Below are 19330 nucleotides of genomic sequence, written 5' to 3' on the forward strand. Positions count from 1 at the left end.
ATTAGTTAATGACCAGCGTGTTGACGATGCTTTCCGCTTCGGTCTGCGCCTGCTGCTGGTTGTCCGCTGGCAGAGTGACCTGCAGGGTCAGCAATTTGTCATCGATCTTACCGAGCAGTACGGAAGACCACGCGGTCTGACCTTTGGCGGAGATGATGCTGTCCAGTTGCTGTAAGGTGTGGCCTTTAATCTCAATCGATTTGTTAGACACAACCTGCAGCTGCGGGTCGCGGCTGCGCTGCTGATCTTCCAGACGTTTGGACAGCACCGCCAAATCTTCATTAGTGTTGTCGCCGACAATCACAATCACCGCTTTCTGGCCGGTGGCGTCAGAATAGACATGCATATTGTTGGCCTGGGTACCGAGCTTACCGCTCTGGTCGGCCATGCCCGCGGGCAGAGTGAAGCTCAGTTTACCATCCAGCAGGCTAATCGCCTGGCCGCTGGTATTGCTCTCTGCTGCCGCCCCGACGGTCGGCGCTTTTGAATCGCTGTTATCACAGGCCGCAAGCCCCATAACCAGCAGGCCAATACCGACATATTTAACCAAATTGCGCATTGACATCTTCCTTTCGATAAACGGCCATTAACGGCTCATCCGGTTATCTTATCACAACCGTTAGCGAGTACCTTTAACCTGGCTGCAATGCCGACAAATCAGATTTATCCGCCAGTTTTTTCAACAGCATATTCAACAGCACGCCGTACATCGGCAAGAAGAAGACAATGCTGATAAGCACTTTGAAGCAGTAGTCGACCGTGGCGATTTCTCCCCAGTGGGCGGCCATAAACGGATCCGGGCTGCGCCAGAAGGCGATGAAGAAGAAGGCCAGGGTATCGCTGACGTTACCGAACAGGGTCGACGCCGTCGGTGCCAGCCACCAGCGACGATTCTGACGCAGGCGGTTGAAAACGTGGACGTCGAGAATTTGCCCCAGCGCATAAGCCATAAAGCTGGCGGCGGCGATACGGGCGACGAACAGATTAAAGGTGCCCAGCGCGGCAAAGCCCTGCCACTCGCCCATATAAAACAGCGCCGAAATGCCATAGGAAATAATCAGCGCCGGGATCATCACTGCGAAGATGATGCGTCGCGCCAGCGGGGCGCCGAAAATGCGCACCGTCAGATCGGTGGCGAGAAAAATAAAGGGAAAACTGAACGCCCCCCAGGTGGTATGGAAACCAAAAATGGAGATCGGCAGTTGGACCAGATAGTTGCTGGAGGTGATCACCAGCAGATGAAATAGCGAAAGCCAGACGAGCGCTTTCTTACGCTGTACGGTAGTAAAGGGATTCATATTGTGACCTTTTTATGCCCGTCATGCTTCATACCAATGAAGGAATCGGGAGCGGAACGTTGGGGTGAGGGAACCCAATTAAAAACGGCTGCATGATACTGCGTTGCGAGCGTAATGCAATGGTTGTTTTTCGCGCAAACGTTAACCTGGCTTGCGTACTGGCGAAGTGGGGGTAAACTAGGGCCGTTTTGTTGAAGTGAGATAAAAATGAGCGAACTTTTTTCCAGTCCTGACCATACGCTGGACGCCCTTGGGCTCCGCTGCCCGGAGCCGGTGATGATGGTGCGTAAAACCGTGCGTACCATGCCGGTGGGCGAGACCCTGCTGATTATTGCCGACGATCCGGCCACCACCCGCGATATTCCCGGTTTTTGCCTCTTTATGGAGCATGAACTGGTGGCGCAGGAAACCGAAGCCCTGCCGTACCGCTACCTGATCCGCAAAAGCCACTGAATCCGCGTTATCCGGGCTACCTAACGGCCCGGAACCGCAGCCCTGCTAAGCGCAGCGCGAGCAGGGAATACCCCCGGATGGCGGCGCGTTGCGCCTTATCCGGGCTACCTAACGCTCAGAACCGTAGCCCTGCTAAGCGCAGCGCGAGCAGGGAACACCCCCGGATGGCGGCGCGTTGCGCCTTATCCGGGCTACCTAACGCTCAGAACCGTAGCCCTGCTAAGCGCAGCGCGGGCAGGGAATACCCCCGGATGGCGGCGCGTTGCGCCTTATCCGGGCTACCTAACGATCTGGAACCGTGCTGCGCGAGCAGGGAATATCGGTTCAACCTTACTTTTTACGCAATAACCGCAGGGCGTTAGCTGTTACCAGCACCGTCGCGCCGGTATCCGCCAGCACCGCCAGCCACAACCCCGTCAGGCCGAGAAGGGTCGTGACGAGGAAAATCCCCTTCAACCCTAAAGCGATGGCGATATTCTGGCGAATATTGGCATGGGTGGCGCGCGCCAGCGAAATCATCTGCGCCAGGCCGGTGAGGCGGTTATGGGTCAGCGCCGCGTCGGCGGTCTCCAGCGCTACATCGGTGCCGCTGCCCATCGCAATACCGATGGTCGCCGCTTTCATCGCCGGGGCATCGTTGATACCGTCGCCGACCATTGCCAGCGGCGCGTTGGCGTTAAGCGCCATCACCGCGTTCACTTTGTCTGCCGGCAGCAATCCGGCGCGGAACTGCAGACCCAGTTCATTGGCGATAGCCGCCGCAGCGCGCGGGTTATCCCCGGTGAGGATCACCCCTTGTACGCCCAATTGATGCAGCTCTTCCACCGCCTGACGCGCATCGTCGCGCAGGGTATCGCGCAGCGCCAGAATGCCGAGCAAGGTATCATCGCGCATCACCAGTACCACCGTCTGTCCGGCGCCCTCCAGTTGCTGGATCTGTGCCTCATGCTCAGCGGGGGCGGCCTTACTGGCCGCGCAGATTAAGATGCGGCTGCCGTTGACCTCGGCTTCTATCCCGGAACCGGCCAGCGCCCGCTGGTTGCGCGCAACGGGAAGAGTCAGCTTACGCTGCTGCGCTTCGCGGACGATAGCCTGCGCCAGCGGGTGGCTGGAGCCTTGTTCAACCGCTGCCGCCAGCGCCAGCAGGCCGTTTTCATCAACGTCGGCGGTGGTGATAACGTGGGTGACCTGCGGTTGGCCGATGGTCAGAGTACCGGTTTTATCGAACGCCACCTGGCGCACCTGGCCCAATTGTTCCAGCGCCGCGCCGCCTTTAATCAGCGCACCGCGCCGTGCGGCGACAGCCAGGCCGGAGGTAATCGCCGCCGGGGTAGAGATGACCAGCGCGCAAGGGCAGCCGATCAGCAGCAGCGTTAAGCCTTTATAGATCCACGGCAGCCAGGCGCTGGCGAAGAATAGCGGCGGTACGATGGCAACCAGCAGGGCGACCACCATAATGGCCGGAGTGTAGATTCGGCTGAAGCGATCGATGAAGCGCTCAATCGGCGCCCGGCGCTCCTCGGCTTCTTCAATCAGTTTGAGTATCCGGTCAATGGCGCTGTCGCCCGGTTCGGAGATAACGCTCAATTGCACCAGCCGATCGACGCTGGTGGCGCCGGCGGCGACGCGCTCGCCGGCTTTACGCTCCACTGGTACCGATTCGCCAGTCAGCGCGCTTTCGTCAAAACTGGCAAACGGCGATAGCAGCTCGCCATCGGCCGGCAGACGCCCGCCGGCGGCGACTTCAATCACGTCGCCAGGACGCAGGTCGCGCTGGGAGACGGTCTCACGCTCGCCGTTGCGCAGGCGAACGGCGGTATCAGGTTTGAGCGCCATCAGGGCGCTCACGCCCTGACGCGCGCGGCTGGCGGCCCAGCCTTCAAGTCGTTCGCCGATCAGGAACAGCAGCAGCACCATCGCCGCTTCGGCGGTGGCGCCGATAAACAGCGCGCCAATGGCGGCGACGCTCATCAGCGTTTCGATGGCAAACCAGCTGCCGCTTTTAATTAACCGCAGCGCCTGACGGGCAACCGGCCACAGGCCGACGAGGGTAGTGGCGACAAACGCCAGTTTGCCGAACGGGTGGTTAAACTGCTCCAGCCCCCAGCTGAGCGCCATCATCACTACCAGACTCAATAACGCCAGGTTTTCCTGCAGCCATGAACCTTGCGGTTTCTCTTCCTGCGGCGCGTCAGCATCGCGCAGGGTATAACCCGCGGCGCGTACCGCGTTTTCAACCTGTGAACGGATATCGCTGTCGGCATTGACCAGCAGTTTCTCGGTGGCGAATAGCACCTGTACCTGGCTGACCCCGTCGATTTGGCGCACGGCGGTCTCCACCTTACGGGCGCAGGCCGCGCAGTCCATCCCTTCCACCTGCCAGCTATAGCGGGCGCCATTGAGCGGCTGCTCAGCGGAGGCGGTTTCTCCGGCGCAGTTATGATCGGTACAGCAGCTTTCCGCGGGCGCTGTCGCCGGGGTAAATTTGAATGACGAGAACTGGGGGACTTTTTTGTCCTGAGATTCTGGTGTCGACATGGCACCCTCCGGGTAATGATAATTTTCTCATTACCCGGAGGATACACTCTGGAGTCGACTCCAGAGTCAAGCAGTAAATTACAGATACAGTGCGCGAACGATCAGGAAGTGCCCGGCAAAGTAGAAGGCCGCGGAAATGGCGTTATCGGCGCGGAAGCGACGGCGATAGTGGCTAATCAGCCAGACGGCGTTACCCAACAGCAGCGAAGCGGCGCCAAGGAAGCCGGAGAGCGCGGTATCGGTCGGCCGCACGAACCACAGTTCGCCCGCCAGCCACACCATCACCAGAGTCATACCGATAAAGGTCAGCACCGGCATGCGCATCTCTTCCAGTCGGGTCCAGATAATCGCCAGCAGCAGCGCGCCGAGCACCAGCAGTACCAGCGGCAGCGGCCAGAAGAACGAAAGCGTCATCTGGCTGGCGAACCAGATCGTATACAGCAGATGAGAGAGGAAGAATGCGCCAACCGCGTACATCACCCGCTGGCGCGGCAGCAGGGTTAACGCATCGCCGAGCAGTGAAGCGCACAGGCCCGCCAGCACCAGGTAGCTAATGGCGTTGAACATCGGCGCCTGCCAGGCTAACAGCAGCAACAGAAGCAGGGTGACCGGTTTAAAGACCCAGCGCTGCCAGGCCGGCCCACGATAGGACGCATCGACGTACAGCCATGCGGAGAAACAGACAGCAATAAACGACCAAAGCATAGTAAGTCCCTGTATCTGTTATCATTAAATAAGCGATTACGCTTACGGTACCGGATCTCAGTGTAGTGGTTTGGGCCAGAAGATGACAACGTTATTCAATGCGCGTTATCCTTATTCCTGATAATTCTTATGGGTACGCAAATGAGTAAAGTTCCGCTATTTTTTGTGCTGGTGGTCGCGGTGATTGTGGTGGCGGCCTCGTTTCGCTACGTGCAGCAGCGCCGGGAGAAAATGGATAACGACGCCGCGCCGCTGCTGCAGAAGCGGGTGGTGGTCAGCAATAAGCGGGAAAAGGTGATTAACGATCGCCGCTCGCGCCAGCAGACGGTGACGCCAGCCGGCAGCGAGATGCGTTATGAAGCGAGCTTCCGCCCGGAAAATGGCGGACTGGAAGTGGTGTTCCGCCTTGATGCGCCGCAATACCACGCGCTGAGCGTTGGCGACCGGGGAATGCTGAGCTATAAGGGCTCAAAATTCGTCGAGTTCGTCGCCGATAACTGAGCCCTCGATTAACCGTTACTTCTTCTTCAGCGTGGCCTTCAGCTTTTTCTGCCAGGCCACCAGTTCAAATACGCCGAAGATGAAAATACGAATCTGCTCAAAGCGGCTCAGCGGCGGCGCATCTTTCGTCTGCGTCGCTTTCAACAGCGTCAGCTGCAGGCCATGCATCAGAATCATAAAAATCAGCGCCACGTTAACGAAGATATTCAGCGGTTTTGGGAAAGGTTGAAACAGGTTCAACAGCAAAAACGCCCAAACGCATAGCATCAGCAGGCGGCCTAAATTAATCAGCATGGTTTTCTCCTTGTGCCTCGCGTTGATACAGGCGGTAGGCGACCTGTCCGGCGACTTTTTCGCGATACAGCTGCCAGTTTGCCGGAACCGGCGGTAGTCCGTTTTCTACTTCGCTCTCGACATAAATCAGCGCTTCATCTGCGAGCCAGTGGTTTTTTTCCAGCAGGCTGAGCGTTTCTTCCAGCAGCCCTTTGCGGAAGGGAGGATCGACGAAGACAATATGGTGCGGCGTACCCGGCTGGCTGAGAAACGCCAGCGTGTTGGTGTTGACCACCTTGCCGTTGTTGGCTTTCAGCGTCGCGAGATTTTTTTGTAGCTGCTGCGCGACGCCGCGCTCCATCTCCAGTAGCGTGGTGCTGGCGGCATAGCGTGACAGCGCTTCCAGCCCCAGCGCGCCGCTGCCGGCGAAGCAGTCAAGGCAGTGGGCGTCGACCATCGACGGCGCCAGCCAGTTAAATAGCGTTTCCCGAACCCGGTCGGTGGTCGGGCGCAGACCCGGGCTCTCCGGCACCGGTAATTTACGGCCCCGCCACTGTCCGCCGATAATGCGGATCTGGCCGCTGCCTGCGTGATTTGGTTTCTTCATCTCTTTGCTCAAGTCTCAACTTCCAGCCTGCTATTCTAACGATCGAAGACCATTGACGAAACCTTAATCCGGGGGCGGTGATGCGAGTTAAGTTAAGTGATAGACTATCCAACTAATTTCATCATTTTTTCAGCTTCTGAAGCGGTTGTGTCGAAGCTGCGCCATGAATAAACAGCGAGGAGTGTGGTCGCAAATGGCAAAAGAGAAAAAACGTGGCTTCTTTTCCTGGCTGGGCTTTGGGCAAAAAGAACAGGCTCAGGAAAGCGAAACAGAACAAAAAGTAGAAGAACAACAAGAGGTTGCGGAACAGGCTCCGGCGGCGGAAATGCTTGCGGAAGCCGTACCCGCGGCGGAAACGGTAAAAGAAGACCCCGAGGCCTTTGCCGCTGAGGTCGTAGAAGTCACCGAACAGGTTGTTGAAAGCGAACTGTCGCATCCGGTGGCGGAAGAGACCGCGGCGTCGGAAATCGTAGTTGAAGAAGCGCCGGTTGTTCCTGCGGTAGAAGAAAAAGTCGCTGAACCGCTGGTTGAAGAGGTAATAGCCGAGCCGGTTATCGCCGAAGCGGTCGCTGAACAGACGCCGGAAGAGGTTATCGTCGCGGAGACTGAGGTCATCGAAGATGAGATCCTCCCGGAAGAGCCCGAAGCCGAACTAAGCGATGAAGAGCTCGAAGCACAAGCTCTGGCGGCGCAAGGCGTAGAAGAGACGCCAGAAGAAGAAGCGGAAACTCAGGAAGCGGCGCCGCAGGAGCAGGAAAAACCGACCAAAGAAGGTTTCTTCGCCCGCTTAAAACGCAGCCTGGTGAAAACCAAACAGAATCTGGGGTCCGGATTTATCAGCCTGTTCCGCGGTAAAAAAATCGACGACGATCTGTTTGAAGAGCTGGAAGAACAGCTGTTGATTGCCGACGTTGGGGTGGAAACCACGCGTAAGATTATTACCAATCTTACCGAGGGGGCGAGCCGTAAGCAGCTGCGTGATGCCGAGGCGTTATACGGTCTGCTGAAAGAAGAGATGAGCGAGATCCTGACGAAAGTTGAGGAACCGCTGAATGTTGAAGGGAAAACGCCATTTGTTATTCTGATGGTCGGCGTTAACGGCGTGGGTAAAACCACCACCATCGGTAAGCTGGCGCGTCAGTTTGAGCAGCAGGGCAAATCCGTGATGCTGGCGGCGGGGGATACCTTCCGCGCGGCGGCGGTGGAACAGTTACAGGTCTGGGGCCAGCGTAACGAGATCCCGGTGATTGCCCAGCATACCGGCGCTGATTCAGCCTCGGTTATTTTTGACGCCATTCAGGCGGCGAAAGCGCGCAATATTGATGTGCTGATTGCCGATACCGCGGGGCGTCTGCAGAATAAATCGCATCTGATGGAAGAACTGAAGAAGATTGTCCGCGTAATGAAGAAACTGGATGTCGACGCGCCGCATGAAGTCATGCTAACCATCGACGCCAGCACCGGGCAGAACGCGATTAGCCAGGCCAAACTGTTCCACGAAGCCGTGGGGCTGACCGGCATTACGTTGACTAAGCTTGACGGAACCGCGAAGGGCGGGGTTATCTTCTCAGTGGCTGACCAGTTCAGTATTCCGATTCGCTATATTGGCGTCGGCGAACGTATTGAAGATCTGCGTCCGTTTAATGCGGGCGACTTTATTGAGGCACTTTTTGCCCGAGAGGATTAAGAATGATTCGCTTTGAACAAGTCAGCAAAGCCTATCTCGGTGGGAGACAAGCGCTGCAGGGGGTGACGTTCCACCTGCAGCAGGGCGAGATGGCGTTCCTGACCGGCCATTCCGGCGCGGGGAAAAGTACCCTGCTGAAGCTTATCTGTGGTATCGAACGGCCGAGCGCCGGGAAAATTCTGTTCAGCGGCCATGATATCACCCGCCTGAAGAGCCGCGAGGTGCCGTTCCTGCGCCGCCAAATCGGCATGATTTTCCAGGACCACCACCTGCTGATGGATCGCACCGTGTTCGATAATGTGGCGATCCCGCTGATTATCGCCGGCGCCAGCGGCGATGATATTCGCCGCCGCGTATCCGCAGCGCTGGATAAAGTCGGGCTGCTGGACAAAGCGAAAAATTTCCCCATCCAACTCTCCGGCGGTGAGCAACAGCGTGTGGGCATTGCCCGCGCGGTGGTCAACAAGCCGGCGGTGCTGCTGGCGGATGAACCAACCGGTAACCTCGATGAGGCGCTCTCGGAAGGGATTTTACGTCTGTTTGAAGAGTTTAACCGCGTAGGTGTAACGGTACTGATGGCGACCCACGACCTGGGGCTTATTTCCAGCCGTCCGTACCGTGTCCTGACGCTAAGCGACGGTCATATGCATGGAGGCCATCGGGGTGAATAAGCGCGACGCAGTGAACCAGATTCGCCAGTTCGGCAGCAAGTTCGATCGTCTCCGTAACGCCACCGGCGGCGGCAACGGCGGGCGCAATGCGCCAAAACGGCCAAAAGCGGCGCCGAACCCGGCATCGCGGAAGAGTAACGTCTTTAACGAGCAGGTGCGCTACGCCTGGCACGGCGCGTTACAGGATTTAAAAAGCACGCCGCTGGCGACCTTCCTCACCATCATGGTGATCGCCATTTCGCTGACGCTGCCGAGCGTCTGCTATATGGTCTACAAAAACGTCAACAGCGCGGCGTCGCAGTATTATCCGTCGCCGCAGATCACCGTCTATCTGGAAAAAACGCTGGATGACGATGCGGCGGCGCGGGTGGTTGGCCAACTGCAGGCGGAGCAGGGCGTTGAGAAAGTAAATTACCTGTCGCGAGATGAGGCGCTGGGCGAGTTCCGCAACTGGTCCGGGTTTGGCGGCGCGCTGGATATGCTGGAAGAGAACCCGTTGCCGGCGGTAGCGATTGTGGTGCCGAAGCTCGATTTCCAGAATACCGATTCGCTTAACACCCTGCGCGATCGCGTCTCCCGTATTCAGGGGGTAGACGAAGTGCGCATGGACGATAGCTGGTTTGCGCGCCTGGCGTCGCTGACCGGGCTGGTCGGCCGGGTGTCGGCGATGATCGGCGTGCTGATGATCGCCGCGGTGTTCCTGGTGATTGGCAACAGCGTGCGCCTGAGCATCTTCGCCCGTCGCGATACCATTAACGTCCAGAAGCTGATCGGCGCTACCGACGGTTTCATCCTGCGTCCGTTCCTCTATGGCGGCGCGCTGCTGGGCTTCGCCGGGGCGTTTTTGTCGCTGATTCTGTCGGAGATTCTGGTGATGCGCCTCTCCTCGGCGGTGACCGAAGTGGCGAAAGTGTTTGGTACTAAATTTGAACTCAGCGGCTTAGGCTTCGATGAATGCCTGCTGATGCTAATCGTCTGCTCGATGATTGGCTGGGTCGCAGCATGGCTGGCGACGGTGCAACATTTACGTCACTTTACCCCCGACTAAAAATTTTCTGGTATAATCTTTCCCTGCACTGAATATCTCTCTGCAGGGAAAGAGTCCCTGTTCGCCTCTTCCCTAATCTTTCATCTCCATGTCACATTTTGTGCGTAATTTACTCACAACGTTGCATGGAACTTGTGGATAAAATCACTGTCTGATACTACTGTGGGTGATATTCTCGTTGCTCATAAATGCTGGCATGTTTGTTGCCTGATGGGGACAAGATCATGTCAGACACTATCGATTGAGAGGATTTGAATGACCAAAGAAATGCAAACTTTAGCTTTAGCCCCCGTTGGTAACCTGGAATCGTACATCCGGGCTGCTAACACTTGGCCGATGTTATCGGCTGATGAAGAGCGGGAGCTTGCTGAAAAGCTGCATTACCAGGGCGATCTGGAAGCAGCGAAAAAGCTGATTCTGTCTCACCTGCGCTTTGTTGTTCATATTGCTCGTAACTACTCGGGCTATGGCCTGCCGCAGGCGGACCTGATTCAGGAAGGTAACATCGGTCTGATGAAAGCCGTACGTCGTTTCAACCCGGAAGTGGGTGTGCGACTGGTTTCCTTCGCCGTGCACTGGATTAAAGCGGAAATCCACGAATACGTGCTGCGTAACTGGCGTATCGTTAAAGTCGCAACCACCAAAGCGCAGCGTAAGCTGTTCTTCAACCTGCGTAAAACCAAGCAGCGTCTGGGCTGGTTTAACCAGGACGAAGTAGAGATGGTTGCCCGCGAGCTGGGTGTGTCGAGCAAAGACGTACGTGAGATGGAATCACGTATGGCAGCGCAGGACATGACCTTTGATATGTCGTCCGATGACGAATCCGATAGCCAGCCGATGGCGCCGGTGCTCTATCTGCAGGACAAAACGTCTAACTTTGCCGACGGTATCGAAGACGATAACTGGGAAGAGCAGGCTGCTAATAAACTGACTGATGCGATGCAGGGCCTGGACGAGCGTAGCCAGGACATCATCCGCGCTCGCTGGCTGGACGAGGACAACAAGTCCACGCTGCAGGAGCTGGCGGATCGTTATGGCGTCTCAGCTGAACGTGTTCGTCAGCTGGAAAAGAACGCGATGAAAAAACTACGCGCCGCTATCGAAGCTTAATCTTCGACTTTCTGCGCCGTAGTGAATTAAGCCTCTGCTGTTTCAGCGGGGGCTTTTTGTTTTATATCCCCGTCATACCCGTTTCCCCTCTCCGCGCGATTTGTCGCGACCTTTAGCTTCAGTCACATAACTTTTACATCTCTTGCAAATTGTTGTTTCAAATTCTGAAAAATGGGGTATGTTTTGGCATAGTGTGCTGCAAAAGCGCAGGCGGCAGACCCAAATGCAGTCATACTACACTTATTATGACTAAAAAATCAGAATAATGCGCTGACAAACAACATCACAACAAATGCAAAAACCATAATAATGGGGAGCCTCAGGATGAATATGAAGGGTAAAGCGTTACTGGCAGGATGTATTGCTTTAATTATGAGCGGTTCCGCGCTGGCGGAAGACATTAAAATTGCCGTCGTGGGAGCGATGTCCGGCCCGGTTGCCCAGTATGGCGACCAGGAGTTTACCGGCGCGGAGCAGGCGGTAGCGGATATCAACGCCAAGGGCGGTATCAAAGGCAATAAATTGCAGATCGTAAAATATGACGATGCCTGCGACCCGAAACAAGCGGTGGCTGTTGCGAACAAAGTGGTGAATGACGGCATTAAATACGTTATCGGTCACCTGTGTTCCTCATCCACCCAGCCGGCGTCTGACATCTATGAAGACGAAGGCATCCTGATGATTACCCCGGCGGCAACCGCGCCGGAGCTGACGGCGCGCGGCTATAAGCTGATTCTGCGCACCACCGGTCTCGACTCCGATCAGGGACCGACGGCGGCTAAATATATTCTCGGCACGGTGAAGCCGCAGCGCATCGCTGTGGTTCATGACAAACAGCAATATGGCGAAGGGCTGGCGCGCTCAGTTCAGGAAAACCTGAAGAAAGGCGGCGCCAACGTGGTCTTCTTTGACGGGATCACCGCCGGTGAGAAAGATTTCTCTACCCTCGTGGCGCGCCTGAAGAAAGAAAATATCGACTTCGTCTACTACGGCGGTTATCACCCGGAAATGGGGCAGATCCTGCGCCAGGCGCGCGCAGCCGGTCTGAAAACCCAGTTTATGGGCCCGGAAGGCGTGGCTAACGTTTCCCTGTCTAACATCGCCGGCGAGTCGGCAGAAGGCCTGCTGGTCACCAAACCGAAGAACTACGATCAGGTTCCGGCAAACAAACCGATTGTGGATGCTATCAAAGCGAAGAAACAGGATCCGAGCGGCGCCTTCGTGTGGACCACCTATGCGGCGCTGCAGTCGCTGCAGGCGGGGTTAAATCAGTCTGAAGATCCGGCGGAAATCGCGAAATACCTGAAAGGGGCGAAGGTGGATACCGTCATGGGGCCGCTGTCGTGGGATGAGAAAGGCGACCTGAAAGGGTTCGAGTTCGGCGTGTTTACCTGGCATGCTAACGGTACGGCAACCGACGCCAAATAATTTAACCGGCGCCTTTCACGCCGCAGATGCGTTGTCTGCGGCCCTCAACCCCGGTCACTTACTGATGTAAGCTCCCGGGGATTTCGGGTCTTGACGCCTTCCTGCAACGCGAAATGCTGGGTTAAATGTGAGGGCGCCTTTCACGCCGCAGATGCGTTGTCTGCGGCCCTCAACCCCGGTCACTTACTGAAGTAAGCTCCCGGGGATTTCGGGTCTTGACGCCTTCCTGCAACGCGAAATGCTGGGTTAAATGTGAGGGCGCCTTTCACGCCGCAGATGCGTTGTCTGCGGAGCCTTTCACGCCGCAGATGCGTTGTCTGACCCCGGTTGCGCTGCGCTTACCGGGGCTACAATTTCCAGGTAGCCCGGCTAAGCGAAGCGCCGCCGGGTTCTTCCCTGGTCACGCTGCGTTTATTGGGGCTACGGTTTAATGCTTCTCCCAACCATTCTGCTGGGCGCTGAAACCCAGCGCCTGCATAAATGCCGCCATCACGCCGCGGTCTTCCACCCCGCTATCGGCAACGCGCCAGCTATTGATATTCGGGTTATCGCTTAACGTCTCTTCTACTAAATATTGCCCCACGCCGCGGCGGCGGGTGACTTCACGCACGCACAGATCGCTGAGCTCGCCTTCGACGCCGCGCAGGGTAACGCGTACGGCGCCGAGCAGACGTTCGTTAAAGCGGGCGGCGTAAATACGATGGTTATCGTCCAGCATCAGCGCCGCAGGATCCTGCGACGGCCAGATTTTGCCTAAATCAATGCGATCCTGATCGCTGAAGTGCTGTAAACGGATAATGGTGAGCTTCATACGCGGCAGTTCCAGTCAAAACAGATGCGACAGTGTACTCAAATTTCTCGTTCGGCGGGGCGCTGTTTTCAACTCATTCATTAGGGGATTCGTTTTCCTGGTTGCGTGGGGGTAGCGCAATACATTATGGATCGAAAAATAAGCAGAATTTTAATCTGATATGTAGCGTTTTATTCCGCCTTATATGCCGTTATTTTATGCTGTGAACTGGACTTTTTTTTGTTTATCTTCGCCTTAAACCAGAATATTATCTTTTCTTAATCACCTGAAAAATAGAGATTTTAATCATAATTCAGGTAAAAAACTGCGCTAAACCATTAAAGTTCATGGTAAAAATGGCGTTGTTTAACAAAAGCACAGAATGCTTTTTAACCATAAAAATACAAAACATTTACATCACATCACGAACGGGGTTCTGAAGCATGAAAAGGAACGCGAAAACGATCATCGCGGGAGTCGTTGCATTAGCGATTTCCCACGCGTCGTTGGCAAAGGATATTAAAGTCGCCGTCGTCGGCGCGATGTCTGGCCCGGTTGCCCAGTGGGGCGATATGGAATTCAACGGCGCGCGCCAGGCGATTAAAGACATTAACGCCAGCGGCGGCATTAAAGGCGACAAACTGGTTGGCGTCGAATATGACGACGCCTGCGATCCGAAACAAGCGGTCGCGGTCGCCAACAAAATCGTCAATGATGGCATTCAGTACGTTATTGGCCACCTCTGTTCCTCCTCCACCCAGCCGGCGTCTGACATCTATGAAGATGAAGGCATCCTGATGATCTCCCCCGGGGCGACCAACCCGGAACTGACCCAGCGTGGCTACCAGTACATTATGCGTACCGCAGGTCTTGACTCTTCCCAGGGGCCGACCGCCGCGAAATATATCCTCGAACAGGTGAAGCCGCAGCGTATTGCGATTATTCATGACAAACAGCAGTACGGTGAAGGACTGGCGCGTTCCGTGCAGGACAACCTGAAGAAAGCCGGCGCCAATATCGTCTTTTTTGACGGTATTACCGCCGGTGAGAAAGATTTCTCCGCGCTGCTGGCGCGCCTGAAGAAAGAGAATATCGACTTCGTCTACTACGGTGGCTACTACCCGGAAATGGGGCAGATGCTGCGCCAGGCGCGCTCCGTCGGCCTGAAAACGCAGTTTATGGGGCCGGAAGGCGTCGGTAACGCCTCGCTGTCCAACATCGCCGGCGCGGCGGCGGAAGGTATGCTGGTGACGATGCCAAAACGCTATGACCAGGATCCGTCCAACAGCGCTATTGTTGATGCGCTGAAAGCGGATAAAAAAGATCCGAGTGGTCCGTACGTCTGGATCACCTATGCCGCCGTTCAGTCGCTGGCGCAAGCAATGGACAGAACCGGCAGCCAGCAGCCGCTGGATTTAATTAAAGATTTGAAAGCTCACGGCGCGAAGACCGTGATTGGGCCGCTGAAATGGGATGAAAAAGGCGATCTGAAGGGATTTGAATTTGGTGTCTTCCAGTGGCACGCGGATGGTTCATCCACCGTCGCTAAGTAAGACGCGTTATCCCACCGCCCGCACCGCGCGGGCGGCATGAAAAAGGTTACCTTATGTCCGAGCAGTTTCTCTATTTTCTGCAGCAGATGTTTAACGGCGTCACGCTGGGCAGTACCTATGCGCTGATCGCCATCGGCTATACGATGGTGTACGGCATTATCGGCATGATTAACTTCGCCCACGGCGAGGTCTACATGATCGGCAGCTACGTCTCGTTCATGATTATCGCCGCCCTGATGATGCTGGGGATCGATACCGGCTGGCTGCTGGTCGCCGCAGGCTTTATTGGCGCCATCATTATCGCCAGCGCCTACGGCTGGAGTATCGAGCGCGTGGCCTATCGGCCAGTGCGCAGCTCCAAACGTCTGATCGCGCTGATTTCCGCCATCGGGATGTCGATATTCCTGCAGAACTTTGTCAGCCTGACCGAAGGCTCGCGCGATGTCGCGCTGCCGAGTCTCTTTAACGGCCAGTGGATTGTCGGCCACAGCGATAATTTCTCCGCCACTATCACTACCATGCAGCTGGTCATCTGGGTCGTTACCTTTATCGCCATGCTGGCGCTGACGCTGTTTATTCGCTATTCGCGAATGGGCCGCGCCTGCCGCGCCTGTGCGGAAGATCTGAAAATGGCGAGCCTGCTGGGCATCAATACCGACCGCGTTATTGCGCTGACCTTCGTCATTGGCGCAGCGATGGCGGCGGTCGCGGGCGTCCTGCTGGGGCAGTTCTACGGCGTAATTAACCCCTACATCGGCTTTATGGCCGGGATGAAGGCCTTTACCGCAGCTGTGCTCGGCGGTATCGGCAGTATCCCTGGCGCGATGATCGGCGGCCTGATTCTGGGTATCGCCGAGGCGCTCTCTTCTGCCTATCTCAGCACCGAATATAAGGACGTCGTCTCCTTCGCGCTGCTGATTCTGGTGCTGTTAGTAATGCCGACCGGCATTCTGGGCCGCCCGGAGGTAGAAAAAGTATGAAACCGATGCAAATTGCGATGGCGCTGCTTTCCGCCGCGATGTTCTTTGTTCTGGCGGGCGTCTTTATGGGCGTGCAGCTGGAGCTGAATGGCACCAAACTGGTGGTCGATACCGCCGCCGATATTCGTTGGCAGTGGATTTTCATCGGCACCGCGGTGGTCTTTTTCTTCCAACTGCTGCGCCCGCTGTTCCAGAAAGCGGTTAAGAACGTTTCCGGGCCGAAATTTATTATGCCGGCGATTGACGGGTCGACGGTCAAGCAGAAGCTCTTTCTGATAGCCCTGCTGGTGATTGCCGTGGCCTGGCCGTTTATGGTGTCGCGCGGTACGGTGGATATCGCCACCTTGACGATGATTTATATCATCCTTGGTCTCGGACTTAACGTGGTGGTTGGGCTTTCCGGCCTGCTGGTATTGGGCTACGGCGGGTTTTACGCCATCGGCGCCTATACCTTTGCGCTGCTTAACCACTATTACGGTCTCGGTTTCTGGACCTGCCTGCCGCTGGCCGGCCTGGTTTCCGCGGCGGCCGGCTTCCTGCTGGGCTTCCCGGTGCTGCGTCTGCGCGGCGACTATCTGGCGATTGTGACCTTAGGCTTCGGCGAGATCGTGCGCATTCTGCTGCTTAACAATACCGAGATCACCGGCGGGCCAAACGGTATCAGCCAGATCCCGAAACCGACTTTCTTTGGTCTTGAATTTAGCCGTACCGCCCGTGAAGGCGGCTGGGATACCTTCAGCAACTTCTTCGGTCTGAAGTACGATCCCAGCGATAGGGTGATTTTCCTCTATCTGGTAGCGTTGCTGCTGGTGGTGCTCAGCCTGTTCGTTATTAACCGTCTGCTGCGGATGCCGCTCGGGCGGGCGTGGGAAGCGCTGCGTGAAGATGAAATCGCCTGTCGTTCGCTGGGCCTGAGCCCGACGCGCATCAAGCTGACCGCCTTTACTATCAGCGCCGCGTTTGCCGGATTTGCCGGCACGCTGTTCGCCGCGCGCCAGGGCTTCGTGAGCCCGGAGTCCTTTACCTTCGCCGAGTCGGCCTTTGTGCTGGCGATCGTGGTGCTGGGTGGTATGGGCTCGCAGTTTGCAGTGATCCTGGCGGCTATTCTGCTGGTGGTATCGCGCGAGCTGATGCGTGATTTCAACGAATACAGCATGTTAATGCTCGGTGGGTTGATGGTGCTGATGATGATCTGGCGTCCGCAGGGGCTGCTGCCGATGACGCGCCCGCAGCTGAAGCTGAAAAACGGTCAGGCGAAAGGAGAGCAGGCATGAGTCAGCCAATATTATCCGTGAACGGCCTGATGATGCGTTTTGGCGGCCTGCTGGCGGTCAATAACGTCTCCCTTGAGCTGCGCCCGCAGGAGATCGTTTCCTTAATTGGCCCAAACGGCGCGGGAAAAACCACCGTTTTTAACTGCCTGACCGGTTTCTATAAACCTACCGGTGGCACCATTATGCTGCGCGACCAGCACCTGGAAGGGCTGCCGGGGCAGCAGATTGCGCGGATGGGGGTGGTACGAACCTTCCAGCACGTGCGTCTGTTCCGCGAAATGACGGTGATTGAAAATCTGCTGGTGGCGCAGCATCAACAGCTGAAAACCGGCGTCTTCTCCGGGCTGCTGAAAACGCCGGCCTTCCGTCGCGCACAGAGCGAAGCGCTGGATCGGGCTGCCACCTGGCTTGAGCGTATCGGCCTGCTGGAGCACGCCAACCGCCAGGCCAGTAACCTGGCCTACGGCGACCAGCGCCGGCTGGAGATCGCCCGCTGTATGGTGACGCAGCCGGAGATCCTGATGCTTGATGAACCGGCGGCGGGGCTTAACCCGAAAGAGACCAAAGAGCTGGATGAACTTATCGCCGAGTTGCGTAGCCATCACAACACCACCATCCTGCTTATCGAACATGATATGAAGCTGGTGATGGGCATTTCCGATCGCATCTACGTCGTGAACCAGGGGACGCCGCTGGCCAACGGGACGCCGGAAGAGATTCGTAATAACCCGGACGTGATCCGCGCCTATTTAGGTGAAGCATAATGGTGGTGACGCATAAGATGGAAAAAGCGATGTTAACTTTTGACAATGTCAGCGCCCACTACGGCAAGATTCAGGCGCTGCACAACGTCAGCCTGCATATCAAACAGGGTGAGATCGTCACGCTTATCGGCGCCAACGGCGCAGGGAAAACCACCCTACTTGGTACGCTGTGCGGCGATCCGCGGGCTTCCAGCGGGCGCATTGTCTTTGACGGTAAGGATATTACCGACTGGCAGACGGCGAAAATCATGCGTGAAGCGGTGGCGATAGTGCCGGAAGGGCGACGCGTCTTTTCGCGCATGACGGTGGAAGAGAATCTGGCGATGGGCGGTTTCTTTGCCGACCGCGACCAGTTCCATACCCGCATCAAATGGGTGTATGAGCTGTTCCCGCGTCTGCATGAACGCCGTATTCAGCGCGCCGGCACCATGTCCGGCGGCGAGCAGCAGATGCTGGCGATCGGTCGCGCTCTGATGAGCCAGCCGCGCCTGCTGCTGCTTGATGAGCCCTCATTGGGGCTGGCGCCGATTATCATTCAGCAGATTTTCGATACCATCGAACAGCTGCGTGAGCAGGGGATGACGATCTTCCTGGTTGAGCAGAACGCCAACCAGGCGCTGAAGCTGGCCGATCGCGGCTACGTACTGGAAAACGGTCACGTGGTGCTGGAGGATACCGGCGACGCGCTGTTGGCCAACGAGGCGGTGCGCAGCGCCTATCTCGGCGGTTAGTTCATCGTAACCCGGCGTTATTCACTTCGCCGGTTTGTAGCCCGGGCGAGGCGCTTGCGCCGACCCCGGGAGCCGATCGCACGAATACATTTAAAAGAGCCTGTTGGCTCTTTTTTTGTACATGTATGTTGTACAATAAAAGAGTACAGCTTTGGAGGTTTTTATGAGAACGGTTAACTATAGCGAAGCCCGGCAAAATCTGGCTGATGTGCTGGAAAGCGCAGTGACAGGTGTACCTGTGACCATTACCCGTCGTGGGCATAAATCTGCGGTCATCATTAGTGCAGAAGAGTTTGAACGCTACCAGGCGGCCAGAATGGATGATGAGTTCGCGGCTATCATGGCGGTTCATGGTGATGAGATCAGGGAGCTTGCGGATAAATGACGCTGCAGATTATCTCAGCGGAAGAGATAATACAGTTTCACGACAGGCTGCTCCGCGTCACGCCTGGCGTTGCCGGTATGCCCGATCCGGGGCGTGCCGAAGCGATAATGTATAGGGTGCTAAACAAAATTGAATATGAAGGTGTGACAGACGTGTGGCGACTCGCTGCGATGCATCTGCTGGCGATTTCTCGCGGTCATATATTTAATGATGGTAATAAGCGTACGGCACTGTTTATCACCCTGCTTTTTTTAAAGCGAAATGGAATTATATTGCCGGCGAATCCAGACTTCGTCGGCATGACCGTCGAGGCTGCAGCGGGGCAACTTACCCTGGAACAGATTGTCGCGCGTTTGCGCGGATGACGGTTAACTCGTTGCAACCCGGCGGCGCTTCGCTTGGTCGGGCTACCCAAGCCGTTGTAGCCCGGGCGAGGCGCTTGCGCCGACCCCGGGAGCCGATCGCACGGATATTATCCGTGTCTCAGCTCCCACTTTACTTCCCCCGTCCTTTCATCGGCTTGTCATCTCTCTG

General features: G+C 56.5%; 21 protein-coding genes. 14 read left to right on the forward strand and 7 right to left on the reverse strand.

The annotated features are described in order from the left end of the window. Position 1 precedes the first annotated feature (1 nt). Both ABLV07_RS09615 and ABLV07_RS09620 read right to left on the reverse strand, forming a co-directional pair. A complete protein-coding gene (locus tag ABLV07_RS09615) occupies positions 2-559 on the reverse strand; it encodes a DcrB family lipoprotein (protein ID WP_015369308.1) in 558 nt (185 codons plus the stop codon). Between the two features lie 73 nt (positions 560-632). Further along, positions 633-1298: a 7-cyano-7-deazaguanine/7-aminomethyl-7-deazaguanine transporter gene (locus ABLV07_RS09620; RefSeq protein ID WP_015703712.1), complete on the reverse strand. Its 666-nt coding sequence runs from the start codon at positions 1296-1298 to the stop codon at positions 633-635. A gap of 207 nt (positions 1299-1505) precedes the next feature. Between ABLV07_RS09620 and tusA the strand changes: the two genes are divergently transcribed. Next, positions 1506-1751 (forward strand): sulfurtransferase TusA, encoded by a 246-nt coding sequence (gene tusA / locus ABLV07_RS09625; RefSeq protein WP_015703711.1) that lies wholly within the window; start codon positions 1506-1508, stop codon positions 1749-1751. Between the two features lie 330 nt (positions 1752-2081). On the opposite strand, the gene zntA is transcribed toward tusA, so the two are convergent. Both zntA and ABLV07_RS09635 read right to left on the reverse strand, forming a co-directional pair. Continuing rightward, positions 2082-4289: a Zn(II)/Cd(II)/Pb(II) translocating P-type ATPase ZntA gene (gene zntA / locus ABLV07_RS09630; RefSeq protein ID WP_348853515.1), complete on the reverse strand. Its 2208-nt coding sequence runs from the start codon at positions 4287-4289 to the stop codon at positions 2082-2084. A gap of 78 nt (positions 4290-4367) precedes the next feature. Beyond that, on the reverse strand, positions 4368-4994 hold the full coding sequence (locus ABLV07_RS09635) for a lysoplasmalogenase (RefSeq protein ID WP_015369312.1): 627 nt from the start codon (positions 4992-4994) through the stop codon (positions 4368-4370). A 141-nt stretch (positions 4995-5135) separates the two neighbouring features. Between ABLV07_RS09635 and ABLV07_RS09640 the strand changes: the two genes are divergently transcribed. Further along, entirely contained in the window at positions 5136-5495 is a 360-nt protein-coding gene (locus tag ABLV07_RS09640; RefSeq protein ID WP_045362896.1) for a DUF2500 domain-containing protein, read from the forward strand. A gap of 15 nt (positions 5496-5510) precedes the next feature. On the opposite strand, the gene ABLV07_RS09645 is transcribed toward ABLV07_RS09640, so the two are convergent. Together ABLV07_RS09645 and rsmD are read right to left on the reverse strand one after the other, a co-directional pair. Next, complete coding sequence (locus ABLV07_RS09645) at positions 5511-5789, reverse strand: DUF1145 family protein (RefSeq protein ID WP_015369314.1); 279 nt, start codon at positions 5787-5789, stop codon at positions 5511-5513. After that, the gene (gene rsmD, locus ABLV07_RS09650) at positions 5779-6375 is read right to left on the reverse strand and encodes a 16S rRNA (guanine(966)-N(2))-methyltransferase (protein WP_032715233.1); all 597 of its coding nucleotides are present in this window, start codon (positions 6373-6375) and stop codon (positions 5779-5781) included. Before rsmD ends, ABLV07_RS09645 begins: the two co-directional genes overlap by 11 nt. A gap of 193 nt (positions 6376-6568) precedes the next feature. On the opposite strand from rsmD, the gene ftsY reads away from it, so the two are divergent. The 5 genes from ftsY (at position 6569) to livJ (ending at position 12319) form a co-directional block, all read left to right on the forward strand. Continuing rightward, positions 6569-8062, forward strand: a complete 1494-nt coding sequence (gene ftsY, locus ABLV07_RS09655; RefSeq protein ID WP_348853516.1) for a signal recognition particle-docking protein FtsY — start codon at positions 6569-6571, stop codon at positions 8060-8062. Between the two features lie 2 nt (positions 8063-8064). Then, complete coding sequence (ftsE, locus tag ABLV07_RS09660) at positions 8065-8733, forward strand: cell division ATP-binding protein FtsE (RefSeq protein WP_348853517.1); 669 nt, start codon at positions 8065-8067, stop codon at positions 8731-8733. Next, entirely contained in the window at positions 8726-9781 is a 1056-nt protein-coding gene (ftsX, locus tag ABLV07_RS09665; RefSeq protein WP_015369318.1) for a permease-like cell division protein FtsX, read from the forward strand. Before ftsE ends, ftsX begins: the two co-directional genes overlap by 8 nt. Positions 9782-10036: 255 nt before the next feature. Next, positions 10037-10891 (forward strand): RNA polymerase sigma factor RpoH, encoded by an 855-nt coding sequence (gene rpoH / locus ABLV07_RS09670; protein ID WP_002920815.1) that lies wholly within the window; start codon positions 10037-10039, stop codon positions 10889-10891. Positions 10892-11215: 324 nt separating this feature from the next. Next, positions 11216-12319 (forward strand): branched chain amino acid ABC transporter substrate-binding protein LivJ, encoded by a 1104-nt coding sequence (gene livJ / locus ABLV07_RS09675; RefSeq protein ID WP_015369319.1) that lies wholly within the window; start codon positions 11216-11218, stop codon positions 12317-12319. Positions 12320-12746: 427 nt separating this feature from the next. Here livJ and panM read toward each other — a convergent pair whose 3' ends face one another. Continuing rightward, complete coding sequence (panM, locus tag ABLV07_RS09680) at positions 12747-13130, reverse strand: aspartate 1-decarboxylase autocleavage activator PanM (protein WP_032709323.1); 384 nt, start codon at positions 13128-13130, stop codon at positions 12747-12749. Between the two features lie 422 nt (positions 13131-13552). On the opposite strand from panM, the gene livK reads away from it, so the two are divergent. The 7 genes from livK to ABLV07_RS09715 all read left to right on the forward strand — a co-directional run bounded on the left by livK (position 13553) and on the right by ABLV07_RS09715 (position 19161). Then, positions 13553-14662: a high-affinity branched-chain amino acid ABC transporter substrate-binding protein LivK gene (livK, locus tag ABLV07_RS09685; RefSeq protein WP_348853703.1), complete on the forward strand. Its 1110-nt coding sequence runs from the start codon at positions 13553-13555 to the stop codon at positions 14660-14662. A 53-nt stretch (positions 14663-14715) separates the two neighbouring features. Beyond that, positions 14716-15642 carry a high-affinity branched-chain amino acid ABC transporter permease LivH gene (gene livH, locus ABLV07_RS09690; protein WP_015369323.1) on the forward strand — a complete coding sequence of 309 codons (927 nt, stop codon included), beginning with the start codon at positions 14716-14718 and terminating at the stop codon, positions 15640-15642. Further along, positions 15639-16916: a branched chain amino acid ABC transporter permease LivM gene (livM, locus tag ABLV07_RS09695; RefSeq protein ID WP_015369324.1), complete on the forward strand. Its 1278-nt coding sequence runs from the start codon at positions 15639-15641 to the stop codon at positions 16914-16916. Before livH ends, livM begins: the two co-directional genes overlap by 4 nt. Then, positions 16913-17680, forward strand: a complete 768-nt coding sequence (gene livG, locus ABLV07_RS09700) for a high-affinity branched-chain amino acid ABC transporter ATP-binding protein LivG (RefSeq protein WP_015369325.1) — start codon at positions 16913-16915, stop codon at positions 17678-17680. The genes livM and livG overlap by 4 nt, the downstream gene beginning before the upstream one ends. A 17-nt stretch (positions 17681-17697) precedes the next feature. Then, on the forward strand, positions 17698-18411 hold the full coding sequence (livF, locus tag ABLV07_RS09705; protein WP_086538103.1) for a high-affinity branched-chain amino acid ABC transporter ATP-binding protein LivF: 714 nt from the start codon (positions 17698-17700) through the stop codon (positions 18409-18411). Between the two features lie 163 nt (positions 18412-18574). Further along, entirely contained in the window at positions 18575-18796 is a 222-nt protein-coding gene (locus ABLV07_RS09710; RefSeq protein WP_004174006.1) for a type II toxin-antitoxin system Phd/YefM family antitoxin, read from the forward strand. Then, positions 18793-19161, forward strand: a complete 369-nt coding sequence (locus ABLV07_RS09715) for a type II toxin-antitoxin system death-on-curing family toxin (RefSeq protein WP_002920800.1) — start codon at positions 18793-18795, stop codon at positions 19159-19161. Before ABLV07_RS09710 ends, ABLV07_RS09715 begins: the two co-directional genes overlap by 4 nt. The last annotated feature ends 169 nt before the right edge of the window (positions 19162-19330 follow it).

Origin of the sequence: Klebsiella sp. CN_Kp097 (assembly GCF_040064495.1) — a bacterium.
In the GTDB taxonomy this organism is placed as follows: domain Bacteria; phylum Pseudomonadota; class Gammaproteobacteria; order Enterobacterales; family Enterobacteriaceae; genus Klebsiella; species Klebsiella aerogenes.